11 protein-coding genes are annotated in these 15098 nt (G+C 64.8%); 4 read left to right on the forward strand and 7 right to left on the reverse strand.

Annotated elements, in window-relative coordinates; all coding sequences use genetic code 11:
- Nucleotides 1-352: 352 nt before the first annotated feature.
- The 6 genes from EN818_RS04405 to EN818_RS04430 all read right to left on the reverse strand — a co-directional run bounded on the left by EN818_RS04405 (nucleotide 353) and on the right by EN818_RS04430 (nucleotide 10057).
- Entirely contained in the window at nucleotides 353-2503 is a 2151-nt protein-coding gene (locus EN818_RS04405; protein ID WP_095809100.1) for a cellulose synthase, read from the reverse strand.
- Nucleotides 2500-3558 (reverse strand): glycosyl hydrolase family 8, encoded by a 1059-nt coding sequence (locus tag EN818_RS04410; protein ID WP_245420665.1) that lies wholly within the window; start codon nucleotides 3556-3558, stop codon nucleotides 2500-2502. The genes EN818_RS04405 and EN818_RS04410 overlap by 4 nt, the downstream gene beginning before the upstream one ends.
- Nucleotides 3555-5903, reverse strand: coding sequence for a cellulose biosynthesis cyclic di-GMP-binding regulatory protein BcsB (locus EN818_RS04415; RefSeq protein WP_095809102.1), 2349 nt, complete (start codon nucleotides 5901-5903; stop codon nucleotides 3555-3557). The genes EN818_RS04410 and EN818_RS04415 overlap by 4 nt, the downstream gene beginning before the upstream one ends.
- Nucleotides 5900-8095 (reverse strand): UDP-forming cellulose synthase catalytic subunit, encoded by a 2196-nt coding sequence (bcsA, locus tag EN818_RS04420; RefSeq protein ID WP_095809103.1) that lies wholly within the window; start codon nucleotides 8093-8095, stop codon nucleotides 5900-5902. Before bcsA ends, EN818_RS04415 begins: the two co-directional genes overlap by 4 nt.
- Nucleotides 8096-8238: 143 nt before the next feature.
- Nucleotides 8239-9123 carry a cellulose biosynthesis protein BcsN gene (bcsN, locus tag EN818_RS04425; RefSeq protein WP_165349849.1) on the reverse strand — a complete coding sequence of 295 codons (885 nt, stop codon included), beginning with the start codon at nucleotides 9121-9123 and terminating at the stop codon, nucleotides 8239-8241.
- A gap of 268 nt (nucleotides 9124-9391) precedes the next feature.
- Nucleotides 9392-10057, reverse strand: coding sequence for a metalloregulator ArsR/SmtB family transcription factor (locus EN818_RS04430; RefSeq protein WP_095809105.1), 666 nt, complete (start codon nucleotides 10055-10057; stop codon nucleotides 9392-9394).
- 99 nt (nucleotides 10058-10156) lie between these two features.
- Here EN818_RS04430 and EN818_RS04435 point away from each other — a divergent pair, with 99 nt between their 5' ends.
- The 4 genes from EN818_RS04435 to EN818_RS04450 all read left to right on the forward strand — a co-directional run bounded on the left by EN818_RS04435 (nucleotide 10157) and on the right by EN818_RS04450 (nucleotide 14432).
- The gene (locus tag EN818_RS04435; RefSeq protein WP_095809106.1) at nucleotides 10157-10888 is read left to right on the forward strand and encodes an MBL fold metallo-hydrolase; all 732 of its coding nucleotides are present in this window, start codon (nucleotides 10157-10159) and stop codon (nucleotides 10886-10888) included.
- Nucleotides 10885-12141: an MFS transporter gene (locus EN818_RS04440; protein WP_095809107.1), complete on the forward strand. Its 1257-nt coding sequence runs from the start codon at nucleotides 10885-10887 to the stop codon at nucleotides 12139-12141. Before EN818_RS04435 ends, EN818_RS04440 begins: the two co-directional genes overlap by 4 nt.
- 113 nt (nucleotides 12142-12254) lie before the next feature.
- On the forward strand, nucleotides 12255-13151 hold the full coding sequence (locus tag EN818_RS04445) for an ankyrin repeat domain-containing protein (RefSeq protein WP_095809108.1): 897 nt from the start codon (nucleotides 12255-12257) through the stop codon (nucleotides 13149-13151).
- Nucleotides 13152-13352: 201 nt separating this feature from the next.
- On the forward strand, nucleotides 13353-14432 hold the full coding sequence (locus EN818_RS04450; protein ID WP_095809109.1) for an acyltransferase family protein: 1080 nt from the start codon (nucleotides 13353-13355) through the stop codon (nucleotides 14430-14432).
- Nucleotides 14433-14447: 15 nt separating this feature from the next.
- Here the strand turns inward: EN818_RS04450 and EN818_RS04455 are convergent, their stop codons facing one another.
- On the reverse strand, nucleotides 14448-15095 hold the full coding sequence (locus tag EN818_RS04455) for a PQQ-binding-like beta-propeller repeat protein (RefSeq protein WP_095809110.1): 648 nt from the start codon (nucleotides 15093-15095) through the stop codon (nucleotides 14448-14450).
- Nucleotides 15096-15098 lie beyond the last annotated feature (3 nt).

Raw genomic sequence — 15098 nt, forward strand, 5'->3', positions numbered from 1 at the left:
TTTTGTTTGATGCATGTCGTTGTCCCAAAACCGCTGCGCACTTTTGGGCGACATGCCCTTTTGTTTGATGCATGTCGTTGTCCCAAAACCGCTGCGCACTTTTGGGCGACATGCCCTTTTGTTTGATGCATGTCGTTGTCCCAAAACCGCTGCGCACTTTTGGGCGACATGCCCTTTTGTTTGATGCATGTCGTTGTCCCAAAACCGCTGCGCACTTTTGGGCGACATGCCCTTTTGTTTGATGCATGTCGTTGTCCCAAAACCGCTGCGCACTTTTGGGCGACATGCCCTTTTGTTTGATGCATGTCGTTGTCCCAAAACCGCTGCGCACTTTTGGGCGACATGCATTGGGTTACTGCATGTTCGATTGGCGTTCGTTCCTGACGTCGTTGAGGCCCCTCAGCGCGTCATGATTGCCGGTGGCCGCGGCGGCGCGAAACGCCTGCTCGGCGTCGGCGAAGCGGCGCAGCTTCAGATAGGCATAGCCGCGCAGCACCATCAGGCCGGTGCGCTCGGGCGCGATGCGCGCGCGCTCGTCGAGGGCCATGATCGTCTCGTTGTAGCGGCCGCGATCGAAAGCGGTGTTGGCCTGGGCCTCGAGCAGCGCCGTCCTGATCTCGATGCTGCGACCGGCCTCCATCGGCGCCTGCGAGGCGGCAATCGCCGCCCTGTCGATCAGTCCGGCGCGCAGATAGGCAAGGCTCTGGCCATAGGCGGCGTCGGCCCGCGTCCTGCCGGAGCCGCGCAGCGCGACGTCGAAGGCGGCCGCGGCCTCGATCGGCCTGTTGACCTGCATAAGGCACCAGCCGCGAGACAGCGCCGTCTGTGGCGACAGCGACGAAGGATCGAGCGTGGTCGAGCAGTTGCGGGGCGCCTGCCGTGCTCTGCCGGGCGTCGCCGCGCGCGGCCTGGCGGCGCTGTGCTCGCTGACCTCGACCTGGGCGAGCGGGCGGCGCCGCGACGGTTGCTCCTGCCCAGCCTCGTTCGAGGCAGCCGCGGCTTGCCTGGGCTTGCCGACGGCGGCTGTCTCGATGCTGCGCTCGCCGACCGTCGGTATGCGCTCTGACCGGCCTATCCAAGCCGACTGGATTTCCCTGACGCCTGCCTTGTCGCCGGTCTTCCAGCGCGTCAGCGCAAGCCCGTAGGCGGAAGGCTCCTCATCGGGTTTCCACTCAAGCGCCAGCTTGAACCACTGCGCCGCGGTCTGCGGCTGGTTTAGGGCATCCGCATACCAACCGAACTGCTGCGCCGAGGCCGCGTCCTTGGCGGCGTAAACCGCCTGCACCATGCGCTGCAGCACTTGCGGGGTGAGCGGCGCCGGCGGCGTCATGGCGAGCAGGTTTGCCACCGCCGCGAGATAGACCTTGCGCGTATCGTCGTCCGTATCGCGCCACCGGAAGAGGATGTCCTCCGCCTCGGCCGGGCGGTTCTGGTTGATCAGGGCGAGCGCCAGGCCCTGCGACGACTTGGCGGTGTCTTCCTTGTCGCGCGCCTTGCGGAACCACGTCTCGGCCCTCTGCGGATTGTCACGCTGGACATAGTACCAGCCGAGCAGCAGATCGTCCGAAGCCAGGCCGCCTTCCCGGGCAAGGCCCTCAACCGTTGCGATGTCGGCGGCGGGAATGACCAGCTTCGGATCGGCATCGGCGTTGGCGAGGCTCTGCCTGGCGATGTCACCGCGCAAGGCGGCGAACTCGCCCTTGCCGTCGGGCGTCTTCTGCTCCGTCGCCAGCAATTGGTCCAGGTTCTGCCGCGACAGCAGCGGCAGTGCCTTCTGGACGGTGGCGAAGCGCTCCTCGGGCTTCTTGCAGTTGTCCAGGATGTAGAGATAGGCGTCCTTGGCGCGATCCTCGCGCCGGGTGCGCGCGAACGCCTCCGCGACACGCCACAGCACGTCGACGTCGCCGCATGTCAGGAGGCTGGAATTAGTCGAGCCGACGCGAATGACGGCATCATACTGCTTCAGGTTGGAGGCGTTGATGAGCTGCTCCCTCGCCTCCGCCAGCGCCAGCCGCTGCAGAAGGTCGGCCGGGGGCTGCCAGCCGGCCTGCGCCGTCTGCCGGTCCGCGATCGCCTTGCGCAACTCTGCCAGCTTGCCCGCCGAATAGAGCTTCCACATCTGGTCGAGTTGCGGATCGCCCTGCCTGCGCACGGCCAGCGGATTTGCCGGCGGCGTCCAGTCCGGATAGAGCGCCTTGAGCCGCGCGATCTCGGCGTTCAGCCGCTTGGTGTCGCCCTTCGAGGCAAAGTAGCGCAGCGCGCTCTCGTCGATCTTTCGCGAGGATGCCGGCGCCACATCGGCGTCAACCGGCTGGTCGCCCTGGGCCAGGGTGATGGGCTTTGACAGGCTTTGCTGCGAGGCATCGTCGCGAGGGTTTTGCGCGGCATTCGGAAATGTCCCAGCTTTTGGGAAGGTCGCCGGGCTCGACAAATAGCCGCCCTGATGAAGCACCATGGCGCCGAGCAGTACCGTTCCGGCAGCTATGAAGATTGCCGGTTTCATAGGCACTCCGGATGATGGCGGCGCGCATAGGCGAGCGCGAGCAGCTGGAGTGTCGAAGGATAGTAGTCGGTCGGCTGGAACGCCTTGAGATCGCCGGCCAGCGGCTTGCTCTCGATAACGCAGGAGACGAGCGCCGGAATGATGCGGTAGCCGCTGTCGGCCAGCAACTGCCGCGTCTGTCCGGTCGCGATGTCGACGATGCGAACACGGCCTTGATCGTCAGGCATCTGCGACAGGAACGGGGCAAGCAGGTCGCGGTCATGGATGCCGGCGCGCAGCAGGTAAAGCGGAATGCGAAGCGCGTTGTAGCTGAACTCCTGCGGGAAGCCGTCGGCGACGGCCGGCTGCGCTTTCAACGAAACCCAATCAGGCGGCAGCTCCGAAGGTCCGATTTTCATCGAACTGGCCAGCAGGGTCCTGCCGTTGGCGGCAAGTTCGTTCCAGGGTCCGTCGGGGGCAAGCTCGGCCATCACCGGAAGCGCCTCGAAGACCCAGTAGGACGGATTGACGACCGGGCCGTCGGGACGGTCGCCGGCGGCAAAGCCGGAATTGCCGGGCTTGAGCAGAACGAGGTCGCCCACCTTCTCCAGGCTGCCGGCGGCGAGCGCCATCGCCATGCCGGTCGCGGCCTGGGTAAGGTCGGGACGGTGCCATGCCTCGCCAGCCAACGCCAGGCCATAAGCGATCAGCAGATCGCCGTCGGAAGCGTTGTTCGTGTCGCTGATATGCGGCTTCGCGGCGGGGTCCCATTTCCAGGCCGCCAGGCCGTCGTCACGCACCATCATCTCCGTGCGCGTGAACGCCCAGATGCGGTCGAAATCGCCCCGGTTGCCGGCAAGGTAAGACAAAAGCAGCCCGTAACCCTGACCTTCGCTGTGACTTATCCCGCCATTGGCGTTGTCGACGATTCGACCGGCGGGGTCGAGGAACTTGTCCTTGTAGAGCGACCACTCCTGCGAGGTGATCGCTGCGGCCGCGAGGCTTGCCCGGGCTGGTGCGAGCAGCGAGGCGGCCAAGGCAAAGGCTACGAGAAAGGCCTGCACGGGACTGCTCACTTGCGGCGCCCCAGCGACGCAAGCAATCCTGCCGTTGCCAGCCCGAGCACGATCGACAACACCGTCAGCACCGCGGCGTAGGACAGCGCATTGGCCGACAGCCAGTTGGCGACGATCAGGCGGTAGTTGGATAGCGAAAAGGGCTGCGTCTCGACGAAACTGAAGCGCGTGACGGGCAGCGTCGCAACCTTGTCGTCGCCGGAATCGACCGTTGTGAGATGGCCGCCCATCTGGCGCCAACTGCGTTGCTGGGTCAGCGTGCGCACGCCTTCGCGAAGCGCGCTGGCCGTCGGCGCGGTGATCACGGTCCAGGTGCCGCCGACGGTCGGGCTGGTTTCCTGCGCGACGAGCAGGCTGGCGCTGCCCTGCGGCGTGTATTCGGCCGGCCTGCCCGGGAAAATGCGGAAGGAATCCATGGAGATGTTGAAGGTCCTGCCCATCCAGTCCTCGAGCGAACTGATCTGACCCCGCCAACCGCTGCCACGCAGCTTCTGGCGCCACTCGTCGAAAGTCGTTTCGGTGTTCGGCTTGATCGAGGCGACCACCAGTCCCCAGGTCGAGGAACTGTTGCCGGATACGCCGACCTGGGCTAGCACGGCCGGCGGAACTTGCGACAGCGGGCTGATGAAGACAGCGTTGCGATCGGACACGGCTGCCGCGGCGGTCGATGAATCCACACCGATCAGGCGGCCGGCGGCCACCGACATGCGTGCCATGAGCGTCACTCCGGCCGAGACCGTCTCGGGCTGGGCGCGGTCCATGATAAGAGGCAGCGCATAATCGGTTCTGCTGTAGGGCGCACCGGTGCCGCTGATCGCGGCAAGATCCGGAATCCGGGCGATCCGGGCGAAGTCGGGCATGACGAGCTCGGACGTGTCGAAGACGGCAAAGCGCTGAGCGCCCTGAGCAGTGGCGCCCGGGGCGCAGATGGCGTCTGCCTCGGTCAACAACACCGCCTCGATCGCAATAGTGTTCTCGCCCGGCCGGAAGTGGCGCATCGTCACCTTGATCGGCAGGTGACGCAGGATCTCGCCGCCCGCGGTGGTGATCGGCACGGTGGCGGCGATGTTGTCGTTGACATAGACGTCGATATGGCTGCCCGGCAGCACCTCCGCCGAATAGGCGGCGTCGAGCAGGATGGTGGCCTGGCCATAGGCGCCGGCATAAAAATCTGAGGGCACACCGACAGCGAGATCGGTGCGGATCCGGCGACCCGAAAATTCCTGGGTGTTCACGCCGAGATCGGAGAATTTGAGCGTGCTGGCGCCGAGCAGCATCGGCACGTCGGGCGTGCGCCAGCTTCGCGTGCCGAGGCTGGTGCGCAGGCTGCCGACCGGGCGATCCACCTGCTTGGCGAGGTCGTCGATCGCCGTGTCGACGGCCTGCCAGTTCGGACCGCTGACGACCAGGGTCGAAGGGCCGAGCTTCGGGTCGTCGACCATTGTTGCAACCGGTCCCGCCTCCGCTCCCTCGGGCAGCCTCGCCACCAGCTTGGCGATATCGGCGGCGGGGCCGAGAACGACGTTGGCCACGCCGGGGCCGGAGGCAGGCGAACCGGTCTCGCTGACCTCGAAGGACTGGTTCGGCATGTTGGCCATCAACGCCAGCGCCTCGCCGAGCCGCACCGTCGGCGCCGTTGAGACAGCCTGGGCCATGGATGGCACAATCAGGTTGAAGGTCGTGGCTCCGTTTTCATCGACGCCGACGGCGCGCAGATCCTCGACCCGTTTCCAGTGTCCTGCTTCCGCGCCCTCGAAGGAGAAGAAGCTGCGCGCGAGATCGATCTGGGTCCACAACTCATAGGTCGACTGGATGGTGCAGTCGGTGCGATGCCGCTGCACCGCCGAAATCACGATATCGTTCAACCCGGCATGCAAAACCTTCGGCGGAACGGTGGCGACAATGTCGGCGGCATCGTCCGAGGCGGCGATCGGCTCGTCGACGACCTTGGTGCCGTTAATCGACACGGTCATGCGCGAAGCCTCCGGGGCGACGACGACCGCATTCTGATAGCCGAGATGGAGCTCGCTTGCTGCGTCGGCCTGCTCGGGCGTCAGGAAGACCGACCAGGAGCGTTGCGCATATTCGCCGGAAAGCACGAGTTCGCTGAACGGTATGAAGTGGCGTTTGGCGGGTTGAATGGCGGCCTGCTGTATCCCGGGCTCGGCCGTGCCCCTATTACCCGCGGCAGATGACGGCGTGGTCCCCGGCAGGACAGTCTGGGCTCCAGGTGCGGGCGGCTGCGAAGGCGGCGCGGCCGGTCGCTCCTCGGACATGTCGAACGGGGTCTGTGCGGCCGTTGGCCACGTCGCCAGCAGAAGCAGAAGCAGCCAGACGCTTCTCATGGCCGCTTCTCCGCGAGCTGTCCAACCTGCGCGCTCCTGGTTCTGCCCCGCAGATCGCGCCAGAAATAGACCAGGCCGCGATAGGTCTGGAAAATCGCGAGGCGCAGGAACCAGCCCGTGCCGCGCAGCAGGCCCGGATTGCCGCGCCGCGAAAGCTGGAACTGCTCCCACTGCTTGGAATTGGCGAAGATCAGGTCGGCGACCAGCCGGTGGTGCACGGCCTCGCTCGGCTGGTAGAGGCAGCCGACCGCGATGCCGTCGGAGGTGCGCTCGAAGTTGCGGATGGCGACCGGCAGCACCGCCTCGGTGCCGTCGGCGAACAGCTTGAAACGGATACCGGCCCTGGCATCCTTGGCAAGATCCTCGAGCTCGGCGTCCAGCACGGTGAGGCGCGCGCCGAAGGCCGAGACGTTCTCGATCGTGCCCTTGTACCATTTGCCGTCGATCTCGAAATCGGCGCGACGGCTAACCTTGACGCGCCTGGTGGCGGCACGCTCACCCCGTTCGGAGACGACACCCAGCGCACAGCCCGCCATGATGAGGTTGAGCAGGTTCCAGCCGCCGACGACCAGTGTCACGTCCGCCTTGTAAGGCTCGGTGTAGACCTTGTAGGCCGTCATGGCGACGCCGACCAGGAGCACGCCGAAGATGACGAAGAAGGGCTTGCCGATCTCCGACAGACGGCTGGTCGCGATCGACTCGTCCTTGGCCGTCACCTTGAAGGTCGGCTTGCGCGGATTGAGGATCACCGAAACGATGGCCGGCAAAAGATGCACGGTCTGCACATATTCGTAGAGCTCTGAGATCCACGGCCAGCGGAAGGCGCCGTAGAGATAATTCTGCATCATCAGGTTCACGATCATGTAGCTCAGCGTATAGGCCATGAACTCGCCGCCGGAGGCGGTGAATATCTGCAGGTCGAAGAACAGGTAGAAGAGCGGCGCGACCAGGAAGATGGCGCGCGGGAACGGGAACAGCCAGAACAGCGTCGAGGACATGTAGCAGAGGCGCTGCGGGATCGAGAGGCCGCGCTTCAACGGCGGGAAACGGAAGCGCAGGATCTGCATCATGCCTTGCGCCCAGCGGCTGCGCTGGCCGATGAAGCTGGCGAAGGTGGCGGGTTGCAGGCCGGCGATCAGCGGCTTGTCGACATAGACGCTGTGCCAGCCGCGCGCGTGCAATTCAACCGCGGTCTCGCAGTCCTCGGTGATGCTGACGCCGCTGAAGCCGTTGGTCTCGACAAGCGCCGAGCGCCGCAGCACCGCGGCCGAGCCGCAGAAGAAGGACGCGTTCCATTTGTCGAGGCCGCGCTGGATGATGCCGTAGAACATCTCGTTCTCCGAGGGCATCTTCTCGAAGGTCTTCAGATTGCGCTCGACAGGATCGGGGTTAAGGAAGAAATGCGGCGTCTGCACCAGGAACAGGCGCGGATCCTCATCGAAATAGCCGACGGTCTCTTTCAGGAAATCGCGCGCCGGCGCATGGTCGGCGTCGAAGACCGCGACCAACTCGCCGGTCGACGTGGCGAGCCCGTTGTTGAGATTGCCGGCCTTGGCATGCTCGTTGCGGTCGCGCGTCAGATAGTTGACCCCGAGATCGGCGGCGAGCTTCTGCAACCGGGCGTGACGACGCTCGGCATTGGTGGCGTCGACGATGCGGTCGGAGTTGCGCTTCTGCAGCGTGCCGCCGTCGTCGAGCAGCCAGACGGTGAACCTGTCCGGCGGATAGTCCATGCCTCTCGCCGCGGCCATGGTGTTGGCGAGCAGATCGGGATCTTCGTTGTAGGTCGGGATGAAGACATCGACGGTCGGCAGCCGGTCGTTGGAGTTGGCACGCGACGGGCGCGAAGGCAGCGGCAGCGCGACGACGAAGAGGCTGAGCGCCAGCATCATGACGCTGTAGAGTTCGGCCAAATAGAGCAGCACGCCGGGGATGAAGTTTTCCAGCTGATTGACCGGCGGCAGCGTGCTGGTCGTGCGCCAATAGACGTAACGCATGACGATGGCGGTACCGAAAGCCAGCGCGATCAGCCGCCAGATGCCGTCAGGACGCACCAGCTTGAGGATCATCATGGCGAGGAGCACGCTCATCGAGGCGACGAGCTGCGTTTCCAGGCTGATCGGCAGCGACACCATGGTGATGACGCAGACCGAAGCCATTGCCCATTGCAAGACGATCAGGAACTTCCGCATCCAAGTGCCTCTGCAATCGGCTTCGGCCGGTCGGGCCACCGCTTGGCAATCGCCTACGGCAAGGTAGCCCCTCGCCTGCCGCTGCCTATTCCGGTTTCGCGCTACAACCACACCGCCTGATTCCAGTTGTGCCGCGATGATGGTTAACGAGAGGTGTCTTCCTTGCCCTGGACACAGGCCGAATCCGTCTTTGCACAAGGCGGCGGTGGAACGATCGTCGCGGGGGCACCGTCAGAGGCGGCGGGAACCGGTGGCACGGAGTTCGGCGTTTGCGTCTGGGCCGTCTGTCCTCCCGGCGGCGCCGGCACCGTCGGGCCGACCGGCGGTGGCTGCTCCGGCGTCGGCGGTGCCTGCTCAGCCGCGATGTGCTGGCGCGCAAGCCGGCGCGCCGGCTGAGCCGGAGCCGGCGGAGTGGTCACAGTGCCGAACTGAGCGGCGCCGAGCGGATAGATCGGATGACCGGACTTGCCGATCGCCGCGTCCGGACCAGGCGCGCCGCCATAAGGGTTCCAGTTGCGTGTCCTGAACGCCGAGGAAATCGTATAGCCATACAGGGCTTCCAGCAGCTGCTGCTCGGACGCATCCTGGTCGCAAAGCCGCAGCCGCACCTGGACAGAGCCCTTGTTGCCGATCAGGGTCTGGGTGGAACCGGTGGAGGTGATGCGCTGCCAGCCATAGAGGCAGGTGTCGCCGGAGGCGCCGCGACCGACGGCATAGCCGAACGGGCCATACTTGTTCTGCACGAAGAAAGGCGAGCGCTGCATGCGGATGCCGGGCAGCAATTGCCGCATCTCGGAGCCGATATCGCCGATCGGCAGATAACCGTCGCGCAGCCTGCCCTCTCCAGCCATCGAGGCATCGACCGGGCCGAAAATCTGCACCCGAAGCATATTCTGGCCGGGCGTGCGCGCCGAGGTCGCGAGCAGTATGTCCTGCTCGGTGGCATTGGCGAAGCGCCGCTCGAGCACGGCGGTGACGGCTGGTCCGCCCGGAGACGGATAGGCGAAGGCGGTTTCTGCAGGCACCATGAGTGTGCCGGAAGAGTTGGCCAGCGGCGGCGGATTGGCGCAGCTTGCAACGAGACCGGCGGAAATCAGACCTGCAGCCCGCAGAACGGCGCTCGGCGTTCTACGGGGTCGGGCAGCATAGATTTGGCGGGAACGGGCTAAGTCCATCTGCGCGAAGCTAAGAGATTCGCCCGGATTGACGAAGGGTTAATGCAACCCCAGGCCGTATCCCGCTCAACAAAAAGCCGGCCGAGTCAGAAGCGCCACACTCGACGGTCGACGACGCCCGTCAGGCGGCCGTCTCGACCGGCAGGCCGGCGGCCTTCCATTCCGGCATGCCCTCTTCCAGCCGCCGCGCCGCAAATCCGAGAGAGCGCAATGTCGATACCGCCTCGAAGGACATGACGCACCATGGACCACGGCAGTAGGCGACGATCTCCCGGTCCATCGCGACCCCGGCGGACCAGGCCTTGACCTCCCCGAGCGGGACATTGATCGCGCCGGACACATGGCCAAGCGCGAACTCGTCCGGCGGGCGGACATCGATCAGCGTCACCAATCCGTCGCGCATGAGCGCCTGTAGTTCGTCCCGGCCTACTGGTCGCATCTCGTCTCGCGCGTGAAAATAGCCGCGCGCGATGCGGTCGACTTCTGCAAGGTGACGCTCGGCTATCGCGCGGAGCGAGGCGGAAGCCGACAGCACGCTGTCGTCGCTAAGCGAATAATGCACGAACTTGCCGTCGCGCTCAGCCGTGACGATACCGGCGCGGCGAAGCGCCTGAAGATGCTGGGAGATGTTGGCGATCGGTTGTCCCAGCTTGGCCGCCAGCGCCTCGACGCTGCGCGCGCCTTGCGCCAGATGCTCGATCATCTCCAGGCGCAGCGGGTGTCCAAGCGCCTTGGCGACTATCGCGAACTGCTCGTAGAGCGCCTGCTTCGGATTGCGGATTGACATTGGCCTTTCAGCGACGCACCGTCATTCAATAGAGTTGTTGAATGACGGTTTCGACCGGCTGTCAAGACTATGCGGCAGCTCCTTGTGGGAGGAAGATCAATGATCCTCAGGCAGTTCCTGCATCGAGAGCCGGTTGCCGCCTCCTACCTGTTCGGCTGCGGCGGCAACGCGTCCGCGGCTGTCGTCGATCCGGTCGGCGACATTGCGCCCTATATGGAGGCAGCGCGCGCGACCGGCATGCGCATCCTGTATGTCATCGACACCCATATCCACGCCGACCACATCTCGGCCGGGCGGGCGCTCGCCGAAGCGAGCGGCGCTGACTATGTCCTGTTCGAAGACGCCGAGGCCGACTTCCCGTTCCGGCGCGTGAAGGACGGCGAGGTGCTGGAGCTCGGCAATGTGACGGCGACCGTGATCCACACGCCCGGCCATACGCCAGAGCATCTCAGCCTGCTCGTCACCGACCATACCCGTTCGACCGAGCCGTGGTTCGTGCTCACCGGACACACGCTGATGGTCGGCGACCTCGGCCGAACCGAGCTTGCTTCGAGCGCCGAAGACGGCGCCCGCGCGCTCTTCGCCAGCGCGCAACGCCTGAAGCAATTGCCCGATCACATCGAGGTGCTGCCGGGCGCCTATTCCGGCTCGGTCTGCGGCCGCTCGCTGAGCGGCAAGCCGACATCGACGATCGGCTTCGAGCGGCGCTTCAACAAGGCCTTTCGCATCGAGGACGAGGAGCAGTTCGTCGCCGCCATGACCGCCGACATCCCGCCTCCGCCCCCGGAAGCCGCCCGCAACCGGGCCGCCAACGCCGGAGCGACGTCTTGAGCGCATCCGCGCCGGCCGTCGCGCTCGGCCTCAAGGCCAACTGGAAACAATTTGCGCTGCTTGTGCTGATCAACGCCTTCGTCGGCGGCATGGTCGGCATCGAGCGGACCGTGGTGCCGCTGATCGGTGCGGAGGAGTTCGGCGTCGCCTCGACGACGCTCGTCGTCTCCTTCATCGTCAGCTTCGGCGTGGTCAAGGCCTGCGCCAATCTCGTTTCCGGACAGCTTGCGGACCTATGGGGGCGCAAGCGCGTGCTGATCCTCGGCTGGCTTTTCGGCCTGCCGGTGCCCTTCATCATCATCGCGGCACCGAACTGGGGCTGGATCGTCGCCGCCAACGCGCTGCTCGGCATCAACCAGGGACTTGCCTGGTCGATGACGGTGATCATGAAGGTCGACCTCGTCGGACCGAAATCGCGCGGCCTTGCCGTCGGCCTGAACGAGTTCGCCGGTTATCTCGCCGTCGGCATCACCGCCTTCCTGACCGGCTACCTGGCGAGCCGCTACGGGCTGCGTCCGGTGCCGATCTATCTCGGCGTCGGCTATGCGATCGTGGGTGCCGCGCTATCGATCCTTTTGGTACGCGACACGCGCGAGCATGTGCGGCTGGAACTGGCCAACCATGCCAAACAGGCTTCGCCGCTCGGCTTTCGCGAGATCTTCATGCTGACCTCCTTCGGCGACCGCAATCTTTTCGCCGCCTCGCAGGCGGGCCTCGTCAACAATCTGAACGACGGCATGAGCTGGGGCCTCTTTCCGCTCTTCTTCGCCGCCAACGGGCTCGGCGTCGAGCGGATCGGCATCCTGAAGGCCGTCTACCCGGCCGTTTGGGGCGTGTTCCAGGTCGCGACCGGGCCGCTGAGCGATCGGTGGGGGCGCAAGGGCCTGATCGTCGCCGGCATGTGGGTGCAGGCGGCGGGACTTTTCCTCACTGCCGCAACCACTGCCTTCGGCTGGTGGCTGTGGGCCAGCCTGCTGCTCGGCCTCGGCACGGCGATGGTCTATCCGAGCCTGATCGCGGCGGTGTCGGACGCTTCGCACCCGTCCTGGCGGGCGCGCTCGCTCAGCGTCTACCGCTTCTGGCGCGACCTCGGCTACGCGGCGGGCGCGCTGTCGGCAGGGCTGATCGCCGATTTCTTCGGCTTCGTGGCCGCGATCTCAGCGGTCGCGGCGCTGACCTTCCTGTCGGGAGCGATCGTGGCGGTGTTGATGCGGGAGGCAACCGCATCAACGCCGGCGCGAAGCGACGGCTAGTGGCGAAAGCCTAACGGCCAGCAAGGCCATGGCCAGTCTTGCTTAAAACTCTGGTTCTTGCGGGGCATTTAAGGTATCCTTCGCAACCCGGTAAGCCTTGGGGAGGCTGCCAAATGCGCGGGTTCTTGCTTTTCATTCCGCTCCTGCTTGTACATTTCCCGATTGAAGCACGCGCTGCCGCCATTCACGACGCCGCGAAGAAAGGCGATGTCGCTGCGATCACGGCAGCGCTCGATGCAGGTGCCGGCATAGATGAGAGCGATGGAAACGCGACGGCGCTCTATTTTGCGGTCCGGACCAGCCATATCGAAGCGGCGAAACTGCTCATTGAACGTGGTGCGGACGTCAACGCCCAGTCGACTTGGGGTCCCGCGCTGATGGCAGCCGTGGGAAAGGGCAAGAAGATCGAACTGCTAAAGCTGTTGCTGCAGCGAAAGGCAGATCCAAATATTCCCGGCCGCAGTGGCCAATCCGCCCTTCATGTCGCCGTCACTATCGATTGTTTCGACTGCGTGAAGGCACTGGTCGAGGCCGGCGCGGACGTGAATGCGAAGACAAACGATGGCAAGACACCGCTCCATCTGGCAAAAATCAAGGGACACCGTGAAGTGGCCGACTATCTCATGTCGCACGGCGTCGTCTTGTCGACACCGGACCCTATCTCGATGAAGCTGGCTTCTGCCGATGTCGAGAAAGGCCGAACCTATTTCACCCACGTGTGTAATGGTTGCCACAACGCCGAGCCACAGGGAGGGACCAAAACGGGACCGAATTTGTGGGACGTCGTCGGCCGCGACAAGGCGTCTGTGGCGAATATGCGTTACTCTGAGGCCTTGCTGAGCTGGGAGGGCGTATGGTCGTATGAGGACCTGAACGGATATCTCTTCGCGCCCATGCTCACCAGGCCGGGCGTCTACATGGAGGTTCCCGGTGTCCCGGACGAGGCCGAACGAGTCGACCTGATCGCCTACTTGCGCACCCTCAGTGACAAGCCGGTCCCGCTACCCTGAACCCGATCGTCTGTTCCGCAACTATTGCGCAGCCTGCGCCGACTGCACGCAACGGCCGTTCCGCACTTGCCGGAATTCCCCTTCGACAAGCGTCAGATTTCCACCACCAGCAGTGCCATGTTTACGATATCCGAAGCTTCATGCTGCTAGAAATGGGCCTATCCGATAGTATGGCGCAGTGTTTCCTTCTCGAGTTCGTTGATGAACAGTCCGATGCGCATGCCGTGGGTGGACACGGCAAAAGGTCTTTCGATCATCCTGGTGGTGATGATGTATTCGGCCTACAACACCGGTGAATACACCAATGGTGTGGGCTTCCTGCATTATGTCATCGGCTTTGCGACGCCTTTCCGCATGCCGGAATTCTTCCTGATTTCGGGACTGTTCCTGTCGCAGGTGATCGACCGGCCGTGGCGGCGCTATGTCGATCGGCGCGTCGTCCATTACCTCTATTTCTATGTGTTGTGGGCGATCATCTCGATCGGGCTGAAGATCGGCATCTACAGCCGCGATGTCGACGGCATGCTGCACGACCTCGCCATGGCCGTCGTCCAGCCCTATGGCGTGTTGTGGTTCATCTACATGCTGGCGGTGTTCGGCATCGTCATTCGCGTGCTGCGCGAGCTTCGCGTGCCGCACTGGGCCGTCATCCCGACCGCCGCCGCGCTGCAGATGTGGGCACCGCACCCGGATAGCTATGCGCTCGAGCAGTTCGCGGCCTATTTCGTCTTCTTCTATCTCGGCTTCGTGATGGCGCCGCTGGTGTTCCGGCTTGTCGCGCGGACACAGGACCGTCCCGCCCTGACCGTCGCGGGGCTGCTCGCCTGGGCGATCGTCAACGGCCTGCTCGTCTATTCGCCAGGCTATGCCGTCGAGCCGGTCGGCATGCAGATGGGCCTTGCGGCCTGGCCGCCGCTGCACCTCGTGCTCGCCGTCACCGGAGCGCTGGCGCTCTGCGTCGCCGGCGGCTTCCTGTCGAAATTCGCCTCCATGGAATGGCTGCGCTGGCTCGGCGAGCATTCGCTGGTCGTCTATGTCGCCTTCACCATCCCGATGTCGCTGTTCCGGGGTGCTGCCTTGGCAAGCGGCCTGTTGACCGACACCGGCATGCTCAGCCTGGCGGTGCTGCTGGTCTCGATCAGCCCGGTCGTGCTCTATTTGATCGTCAAGTGGACGGGCTTCGGCATGTTCCTGTTCGAGCGGCCGGCCTGGGCGCATATCGACAGGACAATGGCTGCCAAGGCTTCCGGCGCCGCGTTGCCGGCCCGTGAAACGGCCTGAACCGCCCGTTGCGCGCTACTCGGCAGCTTCGTATCCCGGACGGCGCACGGCCCTGACCTTGCCGCTGTTGCCGCCGCCGCAGAAGAAGCAGCCGGCGCCGTCGGACTCCAGCCCGGAGACGCCGGTTCCGGCCGGCATCTCCAGCATCTGCAGCACTTCGCCGGTCTGCGGATCGATGCGGCGGATATCGCTCTCATCGCCTTCCCAGGTGCCGTGCCAGAGCTCGCCGTCGACCCAGGTGACGCCGGTGACGACGCGCTTGGATTCGATGGTGCGGATCACCTTGCCGGTTTCGGGATCGATCTGGTGGATCTTGCGCGCCCGGTACTCGCCGACCCAGAGCGACCCCTCGGCCCAGGTAAGCCCTGAATCGCCGCCATTGCCGGGAGCCGGAATGGTGGCGACGACCTTTCCGGTCGCCGGTTCGATCTTCTGAATGCGGTCCTCGGCAATCTGGTAGAGATGCTTGCCGTCGAAGGCGGTGCCGGCATCGGCGGCGACGTCGATCGAGCGTTGCGTCGCGCCCGTTCCGGGATCGAGCGCATTGAGCTTGTCGCCCGAGGCAAACCACACCTTCTCGCCGTCGAAGGTCACGCCGGCCACCTTGGCAACACCTGGAAAAGGACCGTATTCACGCAGGATCTCGGCAGCCACTCGTTTCATTGT

The sequence above is a fragment of the Mesorhizobium sp. M3A.F.Ca.ET.175.01.1.1 genome, assembly GCF_004791945.1.
Classification (GTDB): domain Bacteria; phylum Pseudomonadota; class Alphaproteobacteria; order Rhizobiales; family Rhizobiaceae; genus Mesorhizobium.

Coding starts and splice junctions, on each gene's coding strand:
- EN818_RS04405 (WP_095809100.1), bottom strand. CDS start 2,503: ATGAAACCGGCAATCTTCATAGCTGCCGGAACGGTACTGCTCGGCGCC.
- EN818_RS04415 (WP_095809102.1), bottom strand. CDS start 5,903: ATGAGAAGCGTCTGGCTGCTTCTGCTTCTGCTGGCGACGTGGCCAACG.
- bcsA (WP_095809103.1), bottom strand. CDS start 8,095: ATGCGGAAGTTCCTGATCGTCTTGCAATGGGCAATGGCTTCGGTCTGC.
- bcsN (WP_165349849.1), bottom strand. CDS start 9,123: ATGGTGCCTGCAGAAACCGCCTTCGCCTATCCGTCTCCGGGCGGACCA.
- EN818_RS04430 (WP_095809105.1), bottom strand. CDS start 10,057: ATGTCAATCCGCAATCCGAAGCAGGCGCTCTACGAGCAGTTCGCGATA.
- EN818_RS04435 (WP_095809106.1), top strand. CDS start 10,157: ATGATCCTCAGGCAGTTCCTGCATCGAGAGCCGGTTGCCGCCTCCTAC.
- EN818_RS04445 (WP_095809108.1), top strand. CDS start 12,255: ATGCGCGGGTTCTTGCTTTTCATTCCGCTCCTGCTTGTACATTTCCCG.
- EN818_RS04450 (WP_095809109.1), top strand. CDS start 13,353: ATGAACAGTCCGATGCGCATGCCGTGGGTGGACACGGCAAAAGGTCTT.
- EN818_RS04455 (WP_095809110.1), bottom strand. CDS start 15,095: ATGAAACGAGTGGCTGCCGAGATCCTGCGTGAATACGGTCCTTTTCCA.